21 protein-coding genes are annotated in these 19,275 nt (G+C 70.8%); 10 read left to right on the top strand and 11 right to left on the bottom strand.

Features of this window, described 5'->3' with window-relative positions:
- Positions 1-1,050, top strand: coding sequence for a DNA polymerase III subunit delta (gene holA, locus VGL30_RS10580; protein WP_331539675.1), 1,050 nt, complete (start codon positions 1-3; stop codon positions 1,048-1,050).
- Positions 1,051-1,113: 63 nt separating this feature from the next.
- Here holA and VGL30_RS10575 read toward each other — a convergent pair whose 3' ends face one another.
- The 6 genes from VGL30_RS10575 to VGL30_RS10550 all read right to left on the bottom strand — a co-directional run bounded on the left by VGL30_RS10575 (position 1,114) and on the right by VGL30_RS10550 (position 6,969).
- Positions 1,114-1,983: a ParB/RepB/Spo0J family partition protein gene (locus VGL30_RS10575; protein WP_331539673.1), complete on the bottom strand. Its 870-nt coding sequence runs from the start codon at positions 1,981-1,983 to the stop codon at positions 1,114-1,116.
- A gap of 10 nt (positions 1,984-1,993) precedes the next feature.
- Positions 1,994-2,785, bottom strand: a complete 792-nt coding sequence (locus VGL30_RS10570) for a ParA family protein (RefSeq protein ID WP_331539735.1) — start codon at positions 2,783-2,785, stop codon at positions 1,994-1,996.
- 1 nt (position 2,786) lies between these two features.
- Positions 2,787-3,446: a 16S rRNA (guanine(527)-N(7))-methyltransferase RsmG gene (gene rsmG, locus VGL30_RS10565; RefSeq protein ID WP_331539671.1), complete on the bottom strand. Its 660-nt coding sequence runs from the start codon at positions 3,444-3,446 to the stop codon at positions 2,787-2,789.
- Positions 3,424-5,277: a tRNA uridine-5-carboxymethylaminomethyl(34) synthesis enzyme MnmG gene (gene mnmG / locus VGL30_RS10560; RefSeq protein WP_331539733.1), complete on the bottom strand. Its 1,854-nt coding sequence runs from the start codon at positions 5,275-5,277 to the stop codon at positions 3,424-3,426. The genes rsmG and mnmG overlap by 23 nt, the downstream gene beginning before the upstream one ends.
- A gap of 119 nt (positions 5,278-5,396) precedes the next feature.
- On the bottom strand, positions 5,397-6,731 hold the full coding sequence (mnmE, locus tag VGL30_RS10555; protein ID WP_331539669.1) for a tRNA uridine-5-carboxymethylaminomethyl(34) synthesis GTPase MnmE: 1,335 nt from the start codon (positions 6,729-6,731) through the stop codon (positions 5,397-5,399).
- A gap of 4 nt (positions 6,732-6,735) precedes the next feature.
- Positions 6,736-6,969 (bottom strand): DUF6489 family protein, encoded by a 234-nt coding sequence (locus VGL30_RS10550; protein WP_331539667.1) that lies wholly within the window; start codon positions 6,967-6,969, stop codon positions 6,736-6,738.
- An 86-nt stretch (positions 6,970-7,055) separates the two neighbouring features.
- Between VGL30_RS10550 and VGL30_RS10545 the strand changes: the two genes are divergently transcribed.
- Positions 7,056-7,751: a dienelactone hydrolase family protein gene (locus tag VGL30_RS10545; RefSeq protein ID WP_331539665.1), complete on the top strand. Its 696-nt coding sequence runs from the start codon at positions 7,056-7,058 to the stop codon at positions 7,749-7,751.
- Positions 7,752-7,822: 71 nt separating this feature from the next.
- On the opposite strand, the gene rho is transcribed toward VGL30_RS10545, so the two are convergent.
- The 4 genes from rho to hemE all read right to left on the bottom strand — a co-directional run bounded on the left by rho (position 7,823) and on the right by hemE (position 11,943).
- Complete coding sequence (gene rho / locus VGL30_RS10540) at positions 7,823-9,202, bottom strand: transcription termination factor Rho (RefSeq protein ID WP_331539663.1); 1,380 nt, start codon at positions 9,200-9,202, stop codon at positions 7,823-7,825.
- Between the two features lie 223 nt (positions 9,203-9,425).
- On the bottom strand, positions 9,426-9,878 hold the full coding sequence (locus tag VGL30_RS10535; protein ID WP_331539661.1) for a CopD family protein: 453 nt from the start codon (positions 9,876-9,878) through the stop codon (positions 9,426-9,428).
- On the bottom strand, positions 9,875-10,903 hold the full coding sequence (gene hemH / locus VGL30_RS10530) for a ferrochelatase (protein WP_331539659.1): 1,029 nt from the start codon (positions 10,901-10,903) through the stop codon (positions 9,875-9,877). Before hemH ends, VGL30_RS10535 begins: the two co-directional genes overlap by 4 nt.
- Positions 10,900-11,943 (bottom strand): uroporphyrinogen decarboxylase, encoded by a 1,044-nt coding sequence (hemE, locus tag VGL30_RS10525; RefSeq protein ID WP_331539657.1) that lies wholly within the window; start codon positions 11,941-11,943, stop codon positions 10,900-10,902. Before hemE ends, hemH begins: the two co-directional genes overlap by 4 nt.
- Before the next feature lie 488 nt (positions 11,944-12,431).
- On the opposite strand from hemE, the gene VGL30_RS10520 reads away from it, so the two are divergent.
- Genes VGL30_RS10520 through dnaQ form a run of 5 tightly spaced genes read left to right on the top strand, consistent with a single transcriptional unit; the run spans position 12,432 to position 16,107 of the window.
- Entirely contained in the window at positions 12,432-13,277 is an 846-nt protein-coding gene (locus VGL30_RS10520) for a pyruvate, water dikinase regulatory protein (RefSeq protein WP_331539655.1), read from the top strand.
- The gene (locus VGL30_RS10515) at positions 13,274-13,870 is read left to right on the top strand and encodes a Maf family protein (protein WP_331539653.1); all 597 of its coding nucleotides are present in this window, start codon (positions 13,274-13,276) and stop codon (positions 13,868-13,870) included. The genes VGL30_RS10520 and VGL30_RS10515 overlap by 4 nt, the downstream gene beginning before the upstream one ends.
- Positions 13,867-14,724 carry a shikimate dehydrogenase gene (locus VGL30_RS10510; RefSeq protein WP_331539651.1) on the top strand — a complete coding sequence of 286 codons (858 nt, stop codon included), beginning with the start codon at positions 13,867-13,869 and terminating at the stop codon, positions 14,722-14,724. The genes VGL30_RS10515 and VGL30_RS10510 overlap by 4 nt, the downstream gene beginning before the upstream one ends.
- A gap of 24 nt (positions 14,725-14,748) precedes the next feature.
- Positions 14,749-15,372, top strand: coding sequence for a dephospho-CoA kinase (gene coaE / locus VGL30_RS10505; RefSeq protein ID WP_331539649.1), 624 nt, complete (start codon positions 14,749-14,751; stop codon positions 15,370-15,372).
- A gap of 30 nt (positions 15,373-15,402) precedes the next feature.
- Positions 15,403-16,107: a DNA polymerase III subunit epsilon gene (gene dnaQ / locus VGL30_RS10500; protein ID WP_331539647.1), complete on the top strand. Its 705-nt coding sequence runs from the start codon at positions 15,403-15,405 to the stop codon at positions 16,105-16,107.
- Between the two features lie 19 nt (positions 16,108-16,126).
- Here the strand turns inward: dnaQ and secB are convergent, their stop codons facing one another.
- The gene (gene secB / locus VGL30_RS10495) at positions 16,127-16,615 is read right to left on the bottom strand and encodes a protein-export chaperone SecB (RefSeq protein WP_331539645.1); all 489 of its coding nucleotides are present in this window, start codon (positions 16,613-16,615) and stop codon (positions 16,127-16,129) included.
- 194 nt (positions 16,616-16,809) lie between these two features.
- Between secB and timA the strand changes: the two genes are divergently transcribed.
- Genes timA through VGL30_RS10480 form a run of 3 tightly spaced genes read left to right on the top strand, consistent with a single transcriptional unit; the run spans position 16,810 to position 19,096 of the window.
- Positions 16,810-17,418, top strand: a complete 609-nt coding sequence (gene timA, locus VGL30_RS10490; protein ID WP_331539731.1) for a TIM44-related membrane protein TimA — start codon at positions 16,810-16,812, stop codon at positions 17,416-17,418.
- Between the two features lie 5 nt (positions 17,419-17,423).
- Positions 17,424-18,569 carry an MltA domain-containing protein gene (locus tag VGL30_RS10485; protein WP_331539643.1) on the top strand — a complete coding sequence of 382 codons (1,146 nt, stop codon included), beginning with the start codon at positions 17,424-17,426 and terminating at the stop codon, positions 18,567-18,569.
- Complete coding sequence (locus VGL30_RS10480; protein ID WP_414694974.1) at positions 18,566-19,096, top strand: Smr/MutS family protein; 531 nt, start codon at positions 18,566-18,568, stop codon at positions 19,094-19,096. Before VGL30_RS10485 ends, VGL30_RS10480 begins: the two co-directional genes overlap by 4 nt.
- Positions 19,097-19,275: the final 179 nt, after the last annotated feature.

Here is a 19,275-nt window from a genome sequence, read left to right as displayed (position 1 = left end):
GTGATCCTGAGCCGCCGCCCCGACGTCGAGCGGTTCCTGGCCAGGCCTGACGCCGCGATCCGCTGCGTGCTGCTCTACGGCCGCGACGCCGGCGTGGTCCGCGACCGCGCCAACCAGCTGGCCGGCAAGGTCACCGAGCGGCCGGACGACCCCTTCGACGTGGCCCTGCTCACCGATCGCGATCTCGACGCCGACGGCGCGCGCCTGGAGAGCGAGCTTTCCGCGCAGTCGATGATGGGCGGCCGGCGGCTGGTGCGCCTGCGCCTGTCCGCCGACAAGGCCGACAAGGTGGTGGCGGCGGCGGTCACCGCCCATGCCGGCGGCGCCTTCAACCCCGAGGCCTTCTTCCTGATCGAGGCGGGCGAACTGCCGGCGCGCGCGTCGGCCCTGCGCAAGGCCGCCGAGGCGGCCGCGGCCGCGGCCGCCATTCCCTGCTACGAGGACGAGCCCGGCGACGTGGCCCGGCTGGTGCGCGAGACCCTGGCCAAGGACCGCGTCGGTCTGGACGCCGACGCCCTGGCCGTCTTCGTGGCCCGCCTGCCGCGCGAGCGTGGCGTCGCGCGCCAGGAGATCGAGCGCCTGGCCCTCTATCTCGGCCCGGGTTCCGGACTCACGGCCAGCGCGAAAGACCTGGAGCCTTTCCTGGGCGTGGAGCCCGAGGCCTCGCTCTCCGAAGCCGCCGCCGACGCCTTCGGCGGCCGCGCCGCCGAAGCCCAGGCCGCCCTGCGCCGCGCCGCTGCCGAAGGCGAAGGCGGCCCGGGGGCCGTGCGCGCCATCGGCATGCACCTGGGCCGCCTGCGCCGCACGCTGACGCTGGCCAAGCGCGGCGCGGGCCTGCAGGAGGCGGCCAAGGCTTCCGGCGTATTCTGGAAGCAGGAGCGCGAGTTCCTGCGCCAGGCCAGGAGCTGGAGCCTGGAAGACCTCGACCGTCTGCAGCCCGAGGTCCTGGGCGCCGACCGGGCCTGCAAACAGAGCGGCGCGCCGGACCAACTCATCGCCGAGCGCCTGGCCCTGGCCGTCGCGGGCCGGGCGCGCAAGCTGGGCCTGTGACGTTTCCGACCAAATATAAATAGCGGTTCAGGAATTCGCGGGCCTGGACGCGCCGGCTCCGCTCTAACCCCGCGTGAGCCGCCGGCAAAGATCGTCGAGCTGCTCGAGGGTTTCGTAGCGGATCGTAAGCTCGCCCGCACCGCCATGGTCGACGATGCCGACGTCGAGGCCCAACACCTCGGCCAGGTCGTGCTCCAGCGCCAGGGTGTCGGCGTCCTTCGACCCCGCCTTGCGCGCCGCGGCTTTCCTCGGCGCGCCCTTGTCGGCGCGCGCCATAGTCTCGGCTTCGCGCACGCTCAACCCCGCCGCCACGATCCGCTCGGCCAGGGCCGCGGCGTTTTCCGAAGCGGCGATCGCCCGGGCATGACCGGCCGAAAGCCGCCCGGCCGCTACATGGTCCTGCACCGCCGGCGGCAGCTGCAGCAGGCGCAGCGTGTTGGCCACATGGCTGCGGCTCTTGCTCACCGCCCTGGCCACCGCCTCCTGTGTGCGGCCGAACCGCTCCAGCAGCGCCTTGTAGGCCATGGCCTCTTCCAGGGCGTTCAGGTCCTCGCGCTGGACGTTCTCGACGATGGCGATCTCCAGCACCTGCAGGTCGTCCAGCTCGCGCACCACCGCGGGCACGGCGACGAGCCCCGCCCGCTGCGCCGCCCGCCAGCGCCGCTCGCCCACCACGATCTCGAACCGCCCCGGCGCCCGCGGGGCCGGCCGCAGCAATATGGGCTGCAGCACACCCTTCTCGCGGATCGACTGCGCCAACTCCTCGATCTCCGCCTCGGGGAAGCTGCGCCGCGGCTGGTCGGGATTGGGCTGGATCAACTCGATGGGCGTCTCGGCCCGCGACCGCGCGCCTTGCTGCGCGGCGATCGCGGGATCCACCTCGTCCATCAGGGCCGACAGCCCCCGCCCCAGTCCCCTGCGTCCTTCGGCCATGTGATGCTCCTCAGGCCGCCACGCGGCGTTGGCGTTCGCGTTGAACGACTTCCCGCGCCAACTTCAGATAAGCTTGGCTGCCGGCGCACTTCAGGTCGTAGACCAGCACCGGCTTGCCGAACGACGGCGCCTCGGAGACCCGTACGTTGCGCGGGATCACCGTCGCATAGACCGCCGGCCCGAAGTGGCTGCGCACGTCGCGCGCCACCTGTTCGGACAGGCTGTTGCGCCTGTCGTACATGGTCAGCACCACGCCCTGGATCTCCAGCAGCGGATTGAGGCTGCCGCGCACCAGGTCGATGGTGCGGACAAGCTGGGTCAGTCCCTCCAGGGCGAAGAACTCGCACTGCAGCGGCACCAGCACCGCGTCCGCCGCCGCCAGGGCGTTGACGGTCAGCAGGTTCAGCGACGGCGGACAGTCCACCAGCACATAGCTGTAGGCCCCGTCGCGGCGCACCGGCTCCAGGGCGTCGCGCAGCTTGAACGAGCGCCGGGGCGCGTGACCCAGCTCCAGCTCCACGCCGGAGAGATCGGCGTCCCCAGGGATCAGGTCCAGTCCCGGCAGCGCGGTCTTCACCACCGCGTCGGCGATCGGCTGGCCGCCGATCAGCACGTCGTAGAGCGTCGTCGTCCGCTGCGCCCGGCCGACGCCCAGGCCGGTCGAGGCGTTGCCCTGCGGATCGGAATCGATCAACAGCACCCGCTCGCCCACCGCCGCCAGCGCCGTACCCAGATTTATCGCCGTAGTGGTCTTGCCCACGCCGCCCTTCTGGTTGGCGATCACCAGCACGCGCAGGGGCAGTTCAGGCTTTACGGGCACGCCGCAATCTCCTTACGCGGACGATGCGCCCCCGCGCGTCGCTGCGGCTTTGCAAGATGTCCGCGTCAAAGTCCCAATATCTTGTAGCTTCTTCCAGCTCCGACGCAACATCTTGCCCCTTCAGGAACAGGCCTGTGGCGCCGCGCCGCAGGTAGGGCTCGGCATACCCCAAGAGGCGGACCAGGGGCGCACAGGCCCGCGCCGCCGCCACCTCGACCTTCAGGGAAAGGCCCTCCGCCCGCGCGTTGCGCACCGTCGCCGGCAGCTCGAGCTCGTCCACCACCGCCTGCAGGAAGCGGCAGCGCTTGGCCTGGCTGTCGATCAGGTCCACGTGAAAATCCGGCCGCCCCTTGCCCAGCACCGCCAGCACCACCCCCGGCAGGCCGGCCCCGGCGCCGAGATCGGCCCAGCTCCGGGCGTCCGGCGCGAACGGCAGGAGCTGGGCCGAGTCCCAGGCGTGGCGGGACCAGAAGATGTCGAGCGTCGCCGGACCCACCAGGTTCACCTTCGCGCTCCACTCCACCAGGCGCCGGCGATAGGCGTCCAGCATCTCCATCTGCGCGGCGCTGGCCCCACTCGCCGCGGCGAAGCTCGACGCGTCGGTGACCGCGACCGCGGCCTCAAGCGGCGCGGCGACGGACATGGGCCAGGAGGGCGGTGAGCGCGCCCGGAGTCACCCCTTCGATCCGCGCCGCCTGGCCCAGGGTCAACGGGCGCACGGCGGCAAGCTTCTCGCGGACCTCGTTGGAGAGCCCGCCCATGGCGGCGTAGTCCAGGTCGGGGGCGAGCTGCAGGTTCTCGTCCCGCTGGAAGGCTGCGACGTCCGCCGCCTGCCGGTCGAGGTAGCCGGCGTAGGACGCGTCGATCTCCAGCTGCTCCCGCACCGGCGCCGACCAGCCGGCGACCTCCGGCCAGATGGCGGCGAGCTCGTCGAACCCGATGGTCGGATAGGCCAGGAGCTGAACCAAATCACGGCGTTGGCCATCGGCCTTCACGGGCAGGCCGGCCCGCGTCGCTTCGGCGGGCGTCAGTCGCAATTCGGCCGCCCGGCCCCGTGCCGCGGCCAGCGCCGCCGCCTTGGCGCCGAACGCCGCGCGACGTTCGGCGCCCACGCAGCTGAGCGCGACGCCCTTTGCCGTCAGCCTTTGGTCGGCGTTGTCCGCCCGCAGCGTCAGGCGGAATTCCGCCCGGCTGGTGAACATCCGGTAGGGCTCGGTGACGCCCCGGGTGACCAGGTCGTCGATCAGCACCCCGATATAGGCCTCGTCGCGGGCGAAGGCCGCGGCCTCCGCGCCCGACGCCGCCCGCGCCGCGTTGAGTCCCGCCGCCAGGCCCTGGGCCGCGGCCTCCTCGTAACCCGTCGTGCCGTTGACCTGGCCTGCCAGGTAGAGGCCCGGCAGGCGCTTCACCTCCAGGGTCGGAAACAGCTCCCGCGGATCGACGTAGTCGTATTCGATCGCATAGCCATAGCGCTTGACCGCCACGGCCTCGAGCCCGGGGATGGTGCGCAGGAATAGCGCCTGGGTCGCTTCCGACACCGAGGTCGAGACGCCGTTGGGATAGACCGTGTCGTCGTCCAGCCCCTCGGGCTCCAGGAAGACCTGGTGACTGGTCTTGTCGGCGAACCGCACCACCTTATCCTCGATGGACGGGCAATAGCGCGGGCCGCGGCCGACCGCCCTGCCCCCATAAACCGCCGACTCGGTCAGCCGCTCGGCGATGATCCGGTGCGTCGCCTCCGTGGTGTAGGTCACGCCGCAGGAGACCTGCGGCGTCTCGATCGACCCCGTCAGGAAGGAGAACGGGACCGGCGCTTGGTCGCCGGGCTGCATCTCCAGCCTGTCCCAGGCGATGGTGCGGCCGTCGAGCCTCGCCGGCGTGCCGGTCTTCAGCCGGCCCATCTTCAGGCCCAGCGCATAGAGCCGGTCCGATAGTCCGATCGACGGCCCCTCCCCCACGCGGCCGGCCGGGACGCGGAGTTCTCCCTGATGGATCAGCCCTTTGAGGAAGGTGCCGGTGGTCAGCACCACGCGCGGCGCGGCGTAGGCTTCGCCGGAGGCGCCTACGACGCCGGCCACCCGGCCGTCCCGGACGGTCAGGTCCTCCACCGCCTCGGCGCGGACGGTCAGGTTCGGCGTGGCGGCGAGCTCGGCCTGCATCGCCTCGCGGTAGAGCCTGCGGTCGATCTGCGCGCGCGGGCCCCGCACCGCTGCGCCCTTGGAACGGTTCAGCAGGCGGAACTGGATGCCGGCCCGGTCGGCCAGCCGGCCCATCAGTCCGTCCAGCGCGTCGATCTCCCGCACCAGGTGGCCCTTGCCGAGTCCGCCGATGGCCGGATTGCAGGACATCTCGCCGATGGTTTCGAGCTTATGGGTGAGCAGCAGGGTGCGCGCGCCGAACCGGGCCGCGGCTGCGGCCGCCTCGCAGCCGGCGTGACCGCCGCCGATGATGATGACGTCCCAGGAACTCAAGATATCAGGTCCGAAGCGTGGGGCCTTGCGCACCGGGCGCGAGCCGGAGCCGCCTTATAGCCGATTGCGCAGGCTGGGTCACCGCGGCGGGTTGGGGCTCACCGATGTTTCACGTGAAACGCTCACTTGCCGATGCAGAAGGTGGCGAAGATCCGCTCCAGCACAGCCTCCGGATCCAGCCTGCCAGTGATGCGGTCCAGCGCCCGTCCCGCCAGCCGCACGTCCTCGGCCGCGAGTTCCACCTGGGTCGACTGCAACGCATGGCGCAGCCGCTCGACGGCCTCGGACAGATGCGCGCGATGGCGCAGCCGCGTGGCCGTCGGCGTCTCGGACCCCGCCAGGGCCGCCGACACCCTCGTCTGGAGCATCTCTCTAAGCACGGCCACGTCCTCGGGGACGCGCGCCGACATCGCCAGCACGGCCAGCCCGGCCGCCGCAGCCGCAGCCTGCGCCGAATCCGTCGCGCCGCCCTCCCCCATGTCCTGTTTGGTGAGCACGCACAGATCCCCCGCCTGCAGCTCCGCCGGCGGATGCGCCTCGGTCGCCAGGGCGCCGTCCACCAGCCAGAGCCGCAGATCAGCCCCCGCCGCCCAGTTCCGGGCTCGTCGGACGCCCTCCGCCTCGATCTCGTCGACGGCCTCGCGTAGCCCCGCGGTGTCGGCCAGCAGCGCCTTGTAACCCGCCAGCACCACGGGAACCTCGATCACGTCCCGCGTGGTCCCCGGCCGCGCGTTGACGATCGCCGCTTCCCGGCCGGCGAGGGCGTTCAACAGCGTGCTCTTCCCGGCGTTGGGCGCGCCCAGCAGGGCGATGCGATAGCCCGCCCGCACCCGTTCGCCGCGCGCCGCGTCGGCGCCGGCCGCTTCCAGTTCGCCGATCAGCCGTTCCAGCACCGGCCGCGCCCTCTCCGCGACATCCCGCGGCACGTCTTCGTCCGGAAAATCCACCGCCGCTTCGAACACCGCCAGCGCCGCCAGCAGCCCTTCCCGCCAACCCGACTGCGCCCGGCTTAGCGCGCCGGCCACCTGGCTCAGCGCCTGTCGCCGCTGCGCTTCCGTCTCGGCGTCGACCAGGTCGGCGACGCCCTCGGCCTGGGCAAGGTCCAGCTTGCCGGTTTCGAACGCCCGGCGGGTGAATTCGCCAGGTTCGGCCAGCCGCAGGCCCAGGTCGGCCAGGGCCGCATGGAGGCGCTCCACAACCGCGACGCCGCCGTGCACGTGGAATTCGGCGCAATCCTCGCCCGTGTAGCTGCCGGGACCCGGCATCCACAGCACCAGCGCCTGGTCCAGCGCCTCCCCCTCCGGAGTCCGCAGCATCCTGACGCGCGCCGACCGCGCCGGCGGCCGGCGGCGGGCCAGGGCCCTGACGGCGTCTGCGGCCAGCGGCCCCGAAACGCGCACGACCGCCACCGCGGCACGCCCGGGCGCGGTGGCGGCGGCGAAGATCGTGTCGTTCATCCGGTCAGGACGCCGCCTTCAGGCTGGCGTCCATCAGCTTGCGGAACTGTTCCTGCGCGCCGGCTCCGAAAGCCATCCAGCTCTTCACGAAATCGTCGGCGGACAGCAGTGACATGTTGGCGCTGATCTTCGACTGCATCTCCTTGACGAGATGATCGTTCAGGCTGGAGACGTCGGGCAGCCCCATGAAGCGCCGAGCCTCTTCCGGGGTGCAGTCGACCTCGATGGTCATCTTCATGGCGGTCTCCGAAGCGCTTGATGTCGTTAGATATGGCTTGTCATCGCCCCGGTGCGCTAGAGGGCGATTGAAACCAGGAGCGACGAATGGGCGAGTCCACCACGATCACGACCGCTGACGGCCCGTTCCAGGCCTATGTGGCGCGTCCGTCAGCAGGCGGCGGCGCCGCCGTGGTGGTCATCCAAGAAATTTGCGGCGTGAACCAGGTGATGCGCGACATCACCGACGGCCTGGCGGGCCAAGGCTATCTGGCAATCTGCCCCGACCTGTTCTGGCGGATCGAGCCCGGTATCCAGTTCACCGACAAGACCGAGGCGGAATGGAAGCGCGCCTTCGAACTGTTCAACACCTTCGACGTCGACGCCGGCGTCGCGGATATCGCCGCCACCATCGACCACATCCGCGCCGATCCGGCCTGCAACGACAAGGTGGGGGCCGTTGGCTTCTGCCTGGGCGGGTTGCTGGCCTTCCTGACCGCGACCCGCACCGACGTGGACGCCAGCATTTCCTACTACGGCGTCGGCCTCGAATCCCGCGTGGCCGAGGCGGAGAAACTCACCCGCCCGCTGTTGATGCACATCGCCGAGAAGGACCAGTTCGTGCCCGAGGCTGCGCAGGCGATCATCCTGCAGGCGCTCAAACCCCACGCCCTGATCGAGGCCCACACCTATCCGGGGTGCGACCACGCCTTCGCGCGGCCGGGCAGCGAGCATTATGACGAGAAGGCCGCCAGGCTGGCCGGCGGGCGCAGCCTGGAGTTCTTCGCCCGGAATTTGGCCTGAGGGCTGGCACCTCAGGGTAGTGTTTCACGTGAAACACGGTAGCGCCGGGGCGGATCGGCGCGCCCTGCGCGTCAGGTGTTCATCGACTGGAAGAAGTCGTCGTTGTTCTTCGACTGCCGCAGCTTGTCCAACAGGAACTCGATGGCGTCCTGTGCCCCCATGGGGTTGAGAATCCGCCGCAGCACATAGGTCTTCTGCAGCTGATCCTTCGGCGTGATCAGCTCTTCCTTGCGGGTGCCGGACTTCAGGATGTCGATGGCCGGGAAGATCCGCTTGTCGGCGACCTTGCGGTCCAGGATGATTTCCGAATTGCCGGTGCCCTTGAACTCTTCGAAGATCACTTCGTCCATCCGGCTGCCGGTGTCGATCAGCGCCGTGGCGATAATGGTCAGCGAGCCGCCCTCCTCCACGTTCCGCGCTGCGCCGAAAAACCGCTTCGGCCGTTGCAGGGCGTTGGCGTCCACGCCGCCAGTCAACACCTTGCCGGAGGACGGCACCACGGTGTTATAGGCCCGGCCCAGCCGGGTCACCGAGTCCAGCAGGATGATCACGTCGCGCTTGTGCTCGACCAGGCGCTTGGCCTTCTCGATCACCATCTCAGCCACCTGCACGTGGCGGGTCGCCGGCTCGTCGAAGGTCGAGGAAATCACTTCGCCGCGCACCGTGCGCTGCATGTCGGTGACTTCTTCCGGCCGCTCGTCGATCAGCAGCACGATCAGGTAGCATTCCGGCTGGTTGGCAGCGACGGACTTGGCGATGTTCTGCAGCATCACCGTCTTGCCGACCCGCGGCGGCGCCACGATCAGGCAGCGCTGCCCCTTGCCCAGAGGCGCCACGATGTCGATGATCCGGCCCGAGCGGTCCTTCAGCGTCGGGTCTTCGATCTCCATCCGCAGGCGCTCTTCCGGATACAGCGGCGTCAGGTTATCGAAGTGCACCTTGTGGCGCACGTTTTCCGGGTTCTCGAAATTGATCTGGTCGACCTTCACCAGGGCGAAGTAGCGCTCGCCTTCCCGCGGGGCGCGGATGGCGCCATCGACGGTGTCGCCGGTGCGCAAGCCGAACTTCCGGATCTGCGAGGGGCTGACATAGATATCGTCGGGCCCGGGCAAGTAGTTGGCTTCCGGCGAGCGCAGGAAGCCGAAGCCGTCCTGCAGCACCTCCATGGTGCCGGAGCCGGAGATCTCCACCCCCTCCTCCGCCAGCACCTTGAGGATCGCGAACATCATGTCCTGCTTGCGCATGGAATTGGCGTTCTCGATCTCCAGCGTCTCGGCGAAAGAGAGGAGGTCGGCGGGGGATTTGTCCTTCAGCTCCTGCAGCGACATCCGCGTCAGGCCGAGGGCCGCGATGGAGGCGCTGAGCTCGGAGGCCTCGTCTCCGCCGTCGATCGCGACATCCGCGTCTTCGACCGGCGCGTCGAGCAGCTCGGAAGGGGTTTCGTCAGGCATGGAATTCACTCGTATGGCCGCGCCCAGTCATCAGGATTGACGGGTCCGGGGCGTCGTGCCGGTTCAAATTGGGGCGCATGCGCGCCGAGTCGTTCTGTGGGGGCCGGCAGGCTGCGCTGCGGTTGCGCGCGCGTCGCCGGCTAGAAGGCGGGATGCGGAGAAGACTCCGCACGCGTCAGCGGAAACACAAGCGGGCCTCCGGGTCAAGCGAAGCCGGTCTGCGTCAATGGGATCCGAACTCGGTGGTGACCGCCAGCACCATGACGACGGCGGCCAGGAACGGCAGCTCATTGACCATCCGCCAATAGCGCTCCGACCGGAGATTGCGCCCGGCCGCAAAGGCCTTGCGCGCTTGCCCCAGATAGTGATGCCAGCCGGTCATGAAAAGGATCCCGGCTATTTTCGTCAGCATCCAGGGCTGCGTCAGGAAACCCCAGCCCAGCCGGTGCGCTCCGTCGTAGTAGATCAGCGCCAGGCCGAAACCCCAGGCCGCGATCATGCCGACATTCATGATCAGCCGGTAGAGGCCCGCCTCCATCTTGCGGAAGGTCAGGTCCATCTCGGAGCCGGGCGCGGCCTTGGTGTGGTAGGCGTAGAGCCTGGGCAGGTACATCAGCCCGATCATCCAGGCGATCACCGACAGGATATGGCCGCCTCGCAACAGATCGTAGGTCACGCCGCGCTCCTCGAACCGCACTTGCCGAGGGCGCCGGGACAGCGCCAGGGCCCCGCCGGCGCCGGTCCCGGCGCCCGCTGCAGGGCCGCCTCCACCGCGATCGACAGGGCCGCGACGAACCCGCTGTCCACCCCCAGCGCCGGCGCGCGCAGGTAGGGCGTGCAGCCCACTTCGCCCGCCAGCCTCCGGTAATCGTGGTCGAGCTCCACCAGGGTCTCCACATGCTCCGAGACGAAGGCGATCGGCGCGATCAACACCCCCTTCCCTTCCCGCCCGGCCCGCCGGATCTCATCCTCGGTCGAGGGTCCGATCCAGCGCAGCGGCCCCACCCGGCTCTGGTAGCAGATGGTCCAGTCGGGGAAACCGGGCAGCTTCGCCGCGATCGCCGCCGCCGTCGCCGCCACCTGCGCCGGATAGGGGTCGCCCGCGGCCACCACCCGCTCCGGCAGGCCGTGCGCGGAAAACAGCAGCCGCACCCCCTTTCCGCCGTCGCCGTCCGCCGTCGCCTCGATGATCCGGGCATGTGCTGCGACCAGGCCTTCGGCGTCGGGATAGCAGCATATTGTCCGTATACGGCCTTTTCCCCGGTAGGCGGCGCGCCAGGCGGCCAGGGACGAGGCCGTGGTGGTGGTCGAATACTGCGGATAGAGTGGCAGCAGCACCACCTCGTCGGGCGTGAACGCCGCTACGGACGCGGCTGCGTCTTCCGTCAGCGGCGGCCAGTAGCGCATGGCGATGAAGGCCTTCGTCTCGTAGCCCGGCAAGGCCGCCCGCAGGGCCGCCTCCAGCGCCCGGGCCTGCGCCTGCGTCGCCGGCAGGATCGGCGAGCCGCCACCCATCAGCCCGTAGTTGGCCTGCGCCGCCTTCGCCCGCCGCACGGCGATCAACGCCGCCAGAGGATAGCGCACGACCGCCGGCGCGGCGAGGATAGCCGGGTCGCGGAACAGGTTGAACAGGAAGGGCCGCACCGCCTGCGGCCCGTCCGGGCCGCCGAGGTTGAACAGCACCACCGCCAGGCGCTTCAAACGCTCACCGCCTCGCGCACCACACGTTGGACCACCCGGTCGATGTGCTCCACCGGCGTGTCCGGCGTCACCCCATGGCCCAGGTTGAAGATGTAGGGTCCACCGCTCCAGGCCGCCAGCAGGGTCTCGACCCGCGCGTCCAGCCCCGGCCCGCCGGCCTGCAGCAGCAAGTTGTCCAGCGCGCCCTGGATCGGCATCCCCCGTGCCTGCAGCCGCCGCCCCAGCGCCAGAGGCGCCTGGGTGTCCAGCGCCACCGCCTGCACCGGCACGGCGGCGGCGTAAGTCTCCACCAGGGCGCCGGCGCCGCGGGGGAAGCCGATGAACGGCGCGTCGACGCCCGCGGCCCGTACCTTTTCCACGATCGCCCGGTGCGGCCGGATCACCACCCGCTCGAACACATCCTCCGCCAGGCCCTCGGCCCAGGACTCGAACAGCTTCAGCGCCTGGGCCCCGGACCGCGCCTGCATCACCAGGTAGCGCGCCGTGGAGTCCACCAGCACGTCCAGCAGCCGGTCCAGCAGCTCAGGTTCCCGATAGGCGAAGGCGCGGGCACGCGACCGGTCGCTCCCCCGCCCCTCGATCATATAGGTCGCCACCGTCCATGGCCCGCCGGCGAAGCCGATCAGCGCCCGCTCGGGCTCCAGCGCCGCGCGCACCCGCGACAGGGTCTCGCCGACAGCCGACAGCCGCCTCGTCGAGGCCTCGATCTCGTCGGCCAGCCTTTCCACCGGAGGCAAAGGTCCCAGCCTCGGCCCCTCCCCGGCTGCGAACCAGACGTCCTGGCCCAGCGCCCGCGGCAGCAGCAGGATGTCGGCGAAGACGATGGCCGCATCCATCGGGAACCGCCGCATGGGCTGCAGGGTCGCTTCCGCGGCCATCTCCGGATTGTGGCAGAAGGCGATGAAGTCCACCGCCCTGGACCGCAGCTCGCGGTATTCCGGCAGCGACCGGCCAGCCTGGCGCATGAACCACACCGGCGGCCTCGCCAACGTCTCTCCGGCCAGGGCGCGCAACAGGAGCGGTTGGGACGTTTCGGTCATGCCGCGGTTAAACCGGCTTCCCGCAAAAGGCTCAAGCCTAGTGGTTCACACACCGCATCTTCTTCCTGGAAATCATATAAATTAGGAGATTGAGAAAGAGGTAGGGCCGGTCGGACCCGGGGATAATTCCCGGAGTGTCCCGGCCATACCCAGCCTGTCCCCAAGCCGGGCTCCCTCCCGGCAGCCGAGATGGCGGGCCTGTGAATTACGGGCATGAACCGGAATCGCGTTCGTTGGCCTTAACGATTCATTAAGGGTGTTCGGGATCGGAGTACTGATAACCAATCCGCCAGGATTCCGTCCCGGACTCGCCGGCCGCCATCGGCGCCTGCCTGGCGTCGGGGGACGAGGCGGCCTGGAAACCGGCCTTTGATCCCCGTCGTGCAGACCGACGACGAGACCTCCGGGAATCAGCGCGACCTATCCCCAAGCGGGCCGGGCTTCGCTAAGAGGGTATCGACTCAACTGTCCCCAGAAATATTTCCCCGATGAGCGCTGTCCGCCTCGCCACCTACTTCCACGTCCACCTGGTCTCCGACTCCACCGGCGAGACCCTGAACGCGCTTGCGCGCGCCGTCTGCGCACGGTTCGAGAACGTGTTGCCGATCGAGCACATCTACGCCCTGGTCCGTTCGCCCCGGCAGCTGGAGCGCGCCCTGGCCGACATCGAGGAAGCCCCGGGCGTCGTCATCCACACCATCGTCGACGACAAGCTGCGGGCGTCCCTGGAGGAGGGTTGCCGCCAGCTGGACATGGCCTGTATTCCGGCGCTGGATCCACTGGTCTCGGCGCTGTCCCGCTACCTGGGCGCCTCGATCACCAGCCGGGTGGGCGTGCAGCACGCGCTGGACACCGACTATTTCAACCGCATGGACGCGCTGAACTACGCCATCGGCCATGACGACGGCCAGGGCGGCCAGGACCTGGAGCAGGCCGACGTGGTGCTGGTCGGCGTCTCGCGCACCTCCAAGACGCCCACCTGCATCTACCTGGCTCACCGAGGCGTGCGCGCCGCCAACGTGCCGCTGGTCCCGCACCGGGCGCCGCCGGAAAAGCTGTTCCAGCTCAAGAAGGCGCTAGTGGTGGGCCTTACCGTCTCGCCTGACCGGCTGGTGCAGATCCGCAAGAACCGGCTGCTCAACCTGAAGGAGGTCCGGGAGAGCACCTACGTCGATCCGGAAGGGGTCCGTGACGAGATCGTGCTCGCCCGCCGGCTGTTCGAACGCCAGGGCTGGCCGGTGATCGACGTCACCCGCCGTTCGGTGGAGGAGACCGCCGCGGCGGTGCTCAACCTGATGCACGGCGGCCACGGGCAGATCGAGGTGCTGGGGTGACCCCACAGGTCGTCCTGGCCTCGCAGAGCGGCACGCGCAAAGCCCTGCTGCAAGGCGCGGGCGTCGCCTTCGCCGCCGTCTCGTCCGGCGTCGACGAGGACGCGGTCAAGCGCGAGCTGCTGGCCCAGGCCGCGACCCCTCGCGAGATCGCCGGCGCGCTCGCCGAGCGCAAGGCCCTGCGAATCTCCGCCGGCCGTCCGGAATACGTCATCGGCGCCGACCAGACCCTGGAGCTCGAGGGTCGGCTCTACGACAAGGTCGCCACCCTCGACGAGGCCCGCGAGCGCCTCGCCCTGCTGCGCGGCCGGACGCACCGCCTGGAAGCCGCCGTGGTGGTGGCCAAGTCCGGCGCGGTGATCTGGCGGGAAACCGCCACCGCCACGCTGACCATGCGCGTCTTCTCCGACGCCTTCCTGCAGCAGTACCTGGCGCGCGAAGGCGACGACGTGCTGAGCTCGGTGGGCTGCTACCGGCTGGAGGGCCTGGGCGCCCAGCTGTTCTCCCATATCGACGGCGACTATTTCGCCATCCTGGGCCTGCCGATGCTGGGCCTGCTGGAGCTGCTGCGCGGGGAGGGGGTGCTGACCGCATGAGCCGTCCAATCACCGGCGCGACCCTGGTGGCCGGCGTTGCGGGCTCGCCTGTCGCCCATTCCCTGAGCCCGCTGGTCCACAACGCTTGGATCGCCGCGGCGGGGCTCGACGCGGTCTATGTCGCGTTCGCACCGCACGCCGACGGCTTCCGCGCTTTCGCCGAGGGTCTGCGGGGTGGGGCGGTGCGCGGCCTCAACGTCACCATCCCCTTCAAGGCGGACGCCCTGGCCGTCGCCGACCGCCCCAGCGACCGGGCCCGTCGGGCCGGCGCCGCCAACCTGCTGATCTTCGAGGCCGACGGGACGATCGTGGCCGACAACACCGACGGGATCGGGCTGCTGGCCGCCTTCGCCGGCCACGACCCGAAGTTCGACCCCGCCGCCGGGCCCGTCGTCGTGGTGGGGGCGGGGGGCGCCGCCCGCGGCGCGGCGGCGGCCTTCCTCGCGGCCGGAGCGCCGGAGCTGCGCATCGTCAACCGCACCCGCGCCAAGGCCGACGCCATCGCTCTGGACCTTGGGTCTCGGGTGCAGGCCTTCGGCCTCGCTGAGGCCACAGCCGCTTTTGCGGGCGCCGCGGCGGTGATCAACGCCACTTCGGTCGGGCTCACCGACCCGCAATCCCTCGCCCTGCCGCTGCACGCCGCCCCCGACCGCGCCGTCGCCATGGACATGGTCTACGGCCGCAGCCGGACGGCCTTCCTCGTCGCCGCCGCGGCCCGGGGCCTGGCCACCGTCGACGGTCTCGACATGCTGATCGGACAGGCGTCGCCGTCCTTCGAGGCCTTCTTCGGGCGCCCGCCGCCACCGGTGGACGTCCGCGCCCTGGCGCTCGCGCATCTGCAGGCCGGGCCATGAGGATCGGCCTATGAGGATCGGCCTATGAGGATCCTGGGGCTCACCGGCTCCATCGGCATGGGCAAGTCGGCGACGCTGGCCATGTTCGCGGAGGCCGGCGTGCCGGTCTACGACGCCGACGCGGAGGTCCACCGCCTCTATGCCTCAGGCGGGGGGGCCGTGGGCCCGGTGGGCGAGGCCTTCCCCGGCGTGGTCGTGGAGGGCGCCGTCGACCGCCAGCTGCTGGGCGCGCGGGTGCTTTCCGACGACGCGGCGCTGCAGCGCCTGCAGGCCGTCGTCTATCCGCTGATGGCCGGCAAGCGCGAAGCCTTTCTGGACGCCGCCCGGGCCTCCGGCGCGCCGTTCGCCGTCCTCGACATCCCGCTGCTCTTCGAGGCCGGCGGGGAGGGGAGCGTCGACGCTGTGGCGGTGGTCAGCGCGCCGGCCGACCTGCAGCGCGCCCGCGTCCTGGCCCGTCCGGGCATGACCGAGACCAAGTTCGCCTCGATCCTCGCCAAGCAGACGCCGGACGCCGAGAAGCGCCGCCGCGCCGACTATGTGATCGACTCCAGCCAGGGCCTGGACGCCGCCCGCGCCCAGGTGGCGGAGATCGTCGCCGCCCTCAACGATCCCCAATGGAGGCGGCCCCGCGACCTCGCGCCCGGTTGAAGCCGGCGCCGAACCCGGGCATGAAACGGCATGGCGCGTGAGATCGTCCTCGACACCGAAACCACCGGCTTCGAACCGCACCTCGGCCACCGGCTGGTGGAGATCGCCTGCCTCGAACTGGAGGACTTCGTCCCCACCGGCCGCACCTTCCACAAATATGTCGATCCCGAGCGCGACATGCCGGAGGGCGCCCAGCGGGTGCATGGCATCACCGCGGAGTTCCTGCGCGGCAAGCCCAGGTTCGCCCACGCCGAGGTGGTGGACGGCTTCCTCGAATTCGTCGGCGAAGCGCCGCTGATCGCCCACAACGCCGGCTTCGACCGCGCCTTCATCAACCACGAGCTGGGCCGCTGCGGTCGCGTGCACCTGCCGGAAGAACGCTGGATCGACACCCTGGCCCTGGCCCGGGCGCGTTTTCCCGGCATACCCAATTCGCTGGACGCGCTCTGCAAGCGGTTCAAGATCTCGCTGGCCGAACGCGACCTGCACGGCGCGCTCGTCGACACCAATCTGCTGGCCGCGGTCTATCTCGAGCTGAAGGGCGGCCGCGAGCGCCGCCTCGAGCTCTCGGCCCCCGTGCTGGTGGAGGCGGTCGCCGTCGCCCGCCAGAACGCCTACGGCCCGCGCCCCCGCGCGCTCGCGCCCCGCTCCACCGGCGCCGAGCGCGAACTGCACGCCGCCTTCATCCGCGAAGCGGTGAAGAGCGACGAGCTCTGGAAGAAGTTCGGGCTGTAGACCCCGGTACGCCGGGAATTCAGGCGTTGCCCACCGTCTCCACGGCCTGCGCCTGCCGCGCCGCATAGACGCCGGCGAAGTCGATCGGGTCCAGCAGGAAGGGCGGGAAGCCGCCGTCGGAGGTCACGTCGGCGATGACCCGCCGGGCGAAGGGGAACAGGAACCGCGGGCACTCGATCAGCAGCACCTGCTCGACCTGGTCCTGCGGCACGCCGGTGATCTGGAACACCCCGCCGTAGAGCACTTCCACATGGAACAGCGGCCCGTCCTCGCGGCTGGCGCGGGCGGACAGCTTCAGGTCCACCTCGAAATAGCCGTCGTCGCGGCCGCGGGCGTTCATCTCCACGCCGACGTCCATCTGCGGCTGCGCCCCGGTCTGGCGCAGGGCCTCCGGCGCGCGGGGATTCTCGAACGACAGGTCGCGGATGTATTGGGCGAGCACGCGGATTCCCGGCTCCGCCTGCCCCTGGCCATTTTCCTGGCCCGCGGCCACGTCGATGTCGGTCATGCAAGAAATCCGTGCTAGGGGCGGGGCCCTATACGGCGCCGCCAGGCTCCGGGGACGCCAACCGCGCACCCCGCCAAGTCGCGGGGCTGCTATCATGGGCCCCTGGCCTATGCAATGTCACCCCTGACGGGGACGCCCCCACGCCCTATATTGAGGGTTGGCGTCCGCGCCCAACCTTCGAGTCCGTGTTGCCCATCATAACGCTGATCATCTTCGCGGCCCTGGCGGCCATCGTGCTCTACCAGCTCTATTCCGTGCTGGGCCGGCGCGTGGGCCGGCAGCCGGGCGACACCCCCGCCGCCGATACGGTCACCGCGAGCGTCCGCGGCCCGGACCGGCCACAGGAGCTGACCGACGACGGCGTTGCGCTCACCGGTCTTGCGGCGCTGAAGGCCCGCGACCCCGGCTTCGACGCCGCCCAGTTCCTGGCCGGCGCCAAGGCTGCCTACGAGATGATCGTCCGCGCCTTCGCCACCGGCGACCGCGCCACCCTGCGCAAGCTGCTGGCCCCCAACGTCATGGCCAGTTTCGACTCGGTGATCGCGCAGCGCGAGAACGAGGGCTCCAGCGAGACCGTCGAGTTCCTCACCGCCCCCCGCGCCGACCTGGAAAGCGCCGAGGTGGCCGGCGACACGGCCCGCATCACCACCCGGTTCCTGGGCGAGTTCCGCAGCCGCTCCAAGGGTCCCGAGGGCGAGGCGGTGGACGACCGCCGCACCGCCGAGCTCTGGACCTTCGAGCGCAACCTGAAGAGCCGCGACCCCAACTGGCTTCTGGTCCACGTCGACGCCGCGGAGGCCTGAGGCCGATGCGCCTGCGCGTCTGGGGGGCCGCGCTGCTGGCCCTGGTCTCGGCGGCCTGCGCCGCCGTCGAACGTCCGCTCGCGCCCTCCAGGCCCCCGCCGGAGGGTTCCTCCGGCACCCCCCCCAGCTCCCCGAGCGCCTCCGTCGCCCGGTTGCCCGGCTGGAACGACGAGGACCATGCGTCAGCCTACGCGGCGTTCGTCAGCGGCTGCGGCGTCGCGGCCGATCCCGCCATGGTCGAGGTCTGCCGCCGGGCCCGCGCGGCCCCCAACCTCGACCGCCGAGGCGCCCGCCGGTTCTTCGAGACCAACTTCCACGCCCGGCGCATCGAAGGGGAGGGGGTGCTCACCGCCTACTTCGTCCCGGAGTACCCCGCGCGGGATCGGCCCGGCGGCGACTTCACCGGCCCCGTGCGCGGCAAGCCCGCCGACCTGGTGATGGTGGACGGCGGAGTGTTCGACCGGGCCCGCGCCGGACGACCGGTCGCCGCCCGCCGCGGCGGGGGCCGGCTGCAGCCCTATCCGGACCGCAGCGAGATCGAGGCCTCTCCCGTCGCCCGCCCGCTCGCCTGGATGCGCCCGGAGGAACTGTTCCTGCTGCAGGTGCAGGGCTCCGGCGTGCTGGACTTCCCCGACGGCCGGCGGATCAGGGCCGCAGTGGCCGCCACCAACGGCCGGACCTTCGTCGCCATCGCCAACCCCATGCGCGAACGCGGCCTGCTGGCGCCCGACGCCACGGGCGCCGACACCATCCGTCAATGGCTCGCCGCCAACCGCGGCCCCGCCGCCGACGCCATCATGCGGCTCAACCCGCGCTATGTGTTCTTCACCCTCGCGCCCTACGACGGCAGCCCGCCCCTGGGCGCGGCGAAGGTGGGCCTGCCCGCCGGCCACGCGGTGGCGGTCGATCCCGGCGCCCACCAGATGGGCGAGCTCCTCTGGGTGGACGCGAGCCGCCCGAGCCTGGCCGGGGCCAAGCCTGTCTACCAACGCCTGGCGCTGGCCCTCGACGTGGGCGGCGCGATCAAGGGCGCGGTCCGCTCCGACCTCTACCTGGGTCAGGGGGATGCGGCGGGAGCCGAGGCCGGCCGGGTGCGCCACGTGCTCAGGCTCTACCGGCTGGTGCCCGACACCCGGCCCTTCGCCCCGTGAAGCGCCCGCTGAAGCCTGACGAACTTCGGCTCTGGTCCGTGGTCGCCGCCACCGTCCATCCCTTGCCGGGGCGCCGTCTTCCCCGGCCGCCGCAGCCGGCGGGGGAGGGGGCGCCTCCCGCCGGTCCGCTTCCGGCGCCCGCCGCCTCCGCAGCGGCGATGACCAGGGCCAAGCCGTCCGCGCCGCGCCGCGCCGCGCCGCATCCCATCGAGCCCCGCCGCAAGCACCGCCTCGCCCGGGAGCGCGACCCCATCGCCGCGCGCATCGACCTGCACGGCATGACCCAGGACGAGGCGCGCGCCGCCCTCGAACGCTTCCTGTTCCGGGCCTGGGAGAACGGCTATCGTGCGGCCCTGGTCATTACCGGCAAGGGCGTCCAGGGCGACGGGATCCTGAAGCGCCGCACGCCGGAGTGGCTCGCCGCGCCCAGCCTCGGCCCCGTGGTCGCCGGGGTCTCCGACGCCCACCGTAAGCACGGCGGGGAAGGGGCCCTCTACGTGGCGCTGAAGCGCCGGCCGCGGGGATAGGCGCTAGGCTGAAGACCTAACCAGTCTATTGATTTAACGTTCAAATCTGGAATCACTCTGCATCAGAAGCAGAGGAGGCGTTCATGGAAGACGTCTATTGGCTTAGTGACGAGGCGTGGGCGGCGATCGAGCCTCACCTGCCCAAGAACCGGCCAGGTCCCAAGCGTGAGGACGACCGC

Source organism: Phenylobacterium sp., assembly GCF_036502675.1.
Lineage (GTDB): Bacteria > Pseudomonadota > Alphaproteobacteria > Caulobacterales > Caulobacteraceae > Phenylobacterium.
Note: the sequence above shows the minus strand (reverse complement) of the source record. Positions and strands in the feature narration are given on the sequence as shown.

Bases quoted from the DNA above. Each gene is read 5' to 3' on its own strand.
- VGL30_RS10575 (WP_331539673.1), bottom strand. From the start codon at position 1,983: ATGGCCGAAGGACGCAGGGGACTGGGGCGGGGGCTGTCGGCCCTGATG.
- rho (WP_331539663.1), bottom strand. From the start codon at position 9,202: ATGCCTGACGAAACCCCTTCCGAGCTGCTCGACGCGCCGGTCGAAGAC.
- VGL30_RS10550 (WP_331539667.1), bottom strand. From the start codon at position 6,969: ATGAAGATGACCATCGAGGTCGACTGCACCCCGGAAGAGGCTCGGCGC.
- VGL30_RS10485 (WP_331539643.1), top strand. From the start codon at position 17,424: ATGCGCCTGCGCGTCTGGGGGGCCGCGCTGCTGGCCCTGGTCTCGGCG.
- VGL30_RS10510 (WP_331539651.1), top strand. From the start codon at position 13,867: ATGAGCCGTCCAATCACCGGCGCGACCCTGGTGGCCGGCGTTGCGGGC.
- mnmE (WP_331539669.1), bottom strand. From the start codon at position 6,731: ATGAACGACACGATCTTCGCCGCCGCCACCGCGCCCGGGCGTGCCGCG.
- dnaQ (WP_331539647.1), top strand. From the start codon at position 15,403: ATGGCGCGTGAGATCGTCCTCGACACCGAAACCACCGGCTTCGAACCG.
- VGL30_RS10545 (WP_331539665.1), top strand. From the start codon at position 7,056: ATGGGCGAGTCCACCACGATCACGACCGCTGACGGCCCGTTCCAGGCC.
- coaE (WP_331539649.1), top strand. From the start codon at position 14,749: ATGAGGATCCTGGGGCTCACCGGCTCCATCGGCATGGGCAAGTCGGCG.
- rsmG (WP_331539671.1), bottom strand. From the start codon at position 3,446: ATGTCCGTCGCCGCGCCGCTTGAGGCCGCGGTCGCGGTCACCGACGCG.
- VGL30_RS10520 (WP_331539655.1), top strand. From the start codon at position 12,432: ATGAGCGCTGTCCGCCTCGCCACCTACTTCCACGTCCACCTGGTCTCC.
- hemE (WP_331539657.1), bottom strand. From the start codon at position 11,943: ATGACCGAAACGTCCCAACCGCTCCTGTTGCGCGCCCTGGCCGGAGAG.
- secB (WP_331539645.1), bottom strand. From the start codon at position 16,615: ATGACCGACATCGACGTGGCCGCGGGCCAGGAAAATGGCCAGGGGCAG.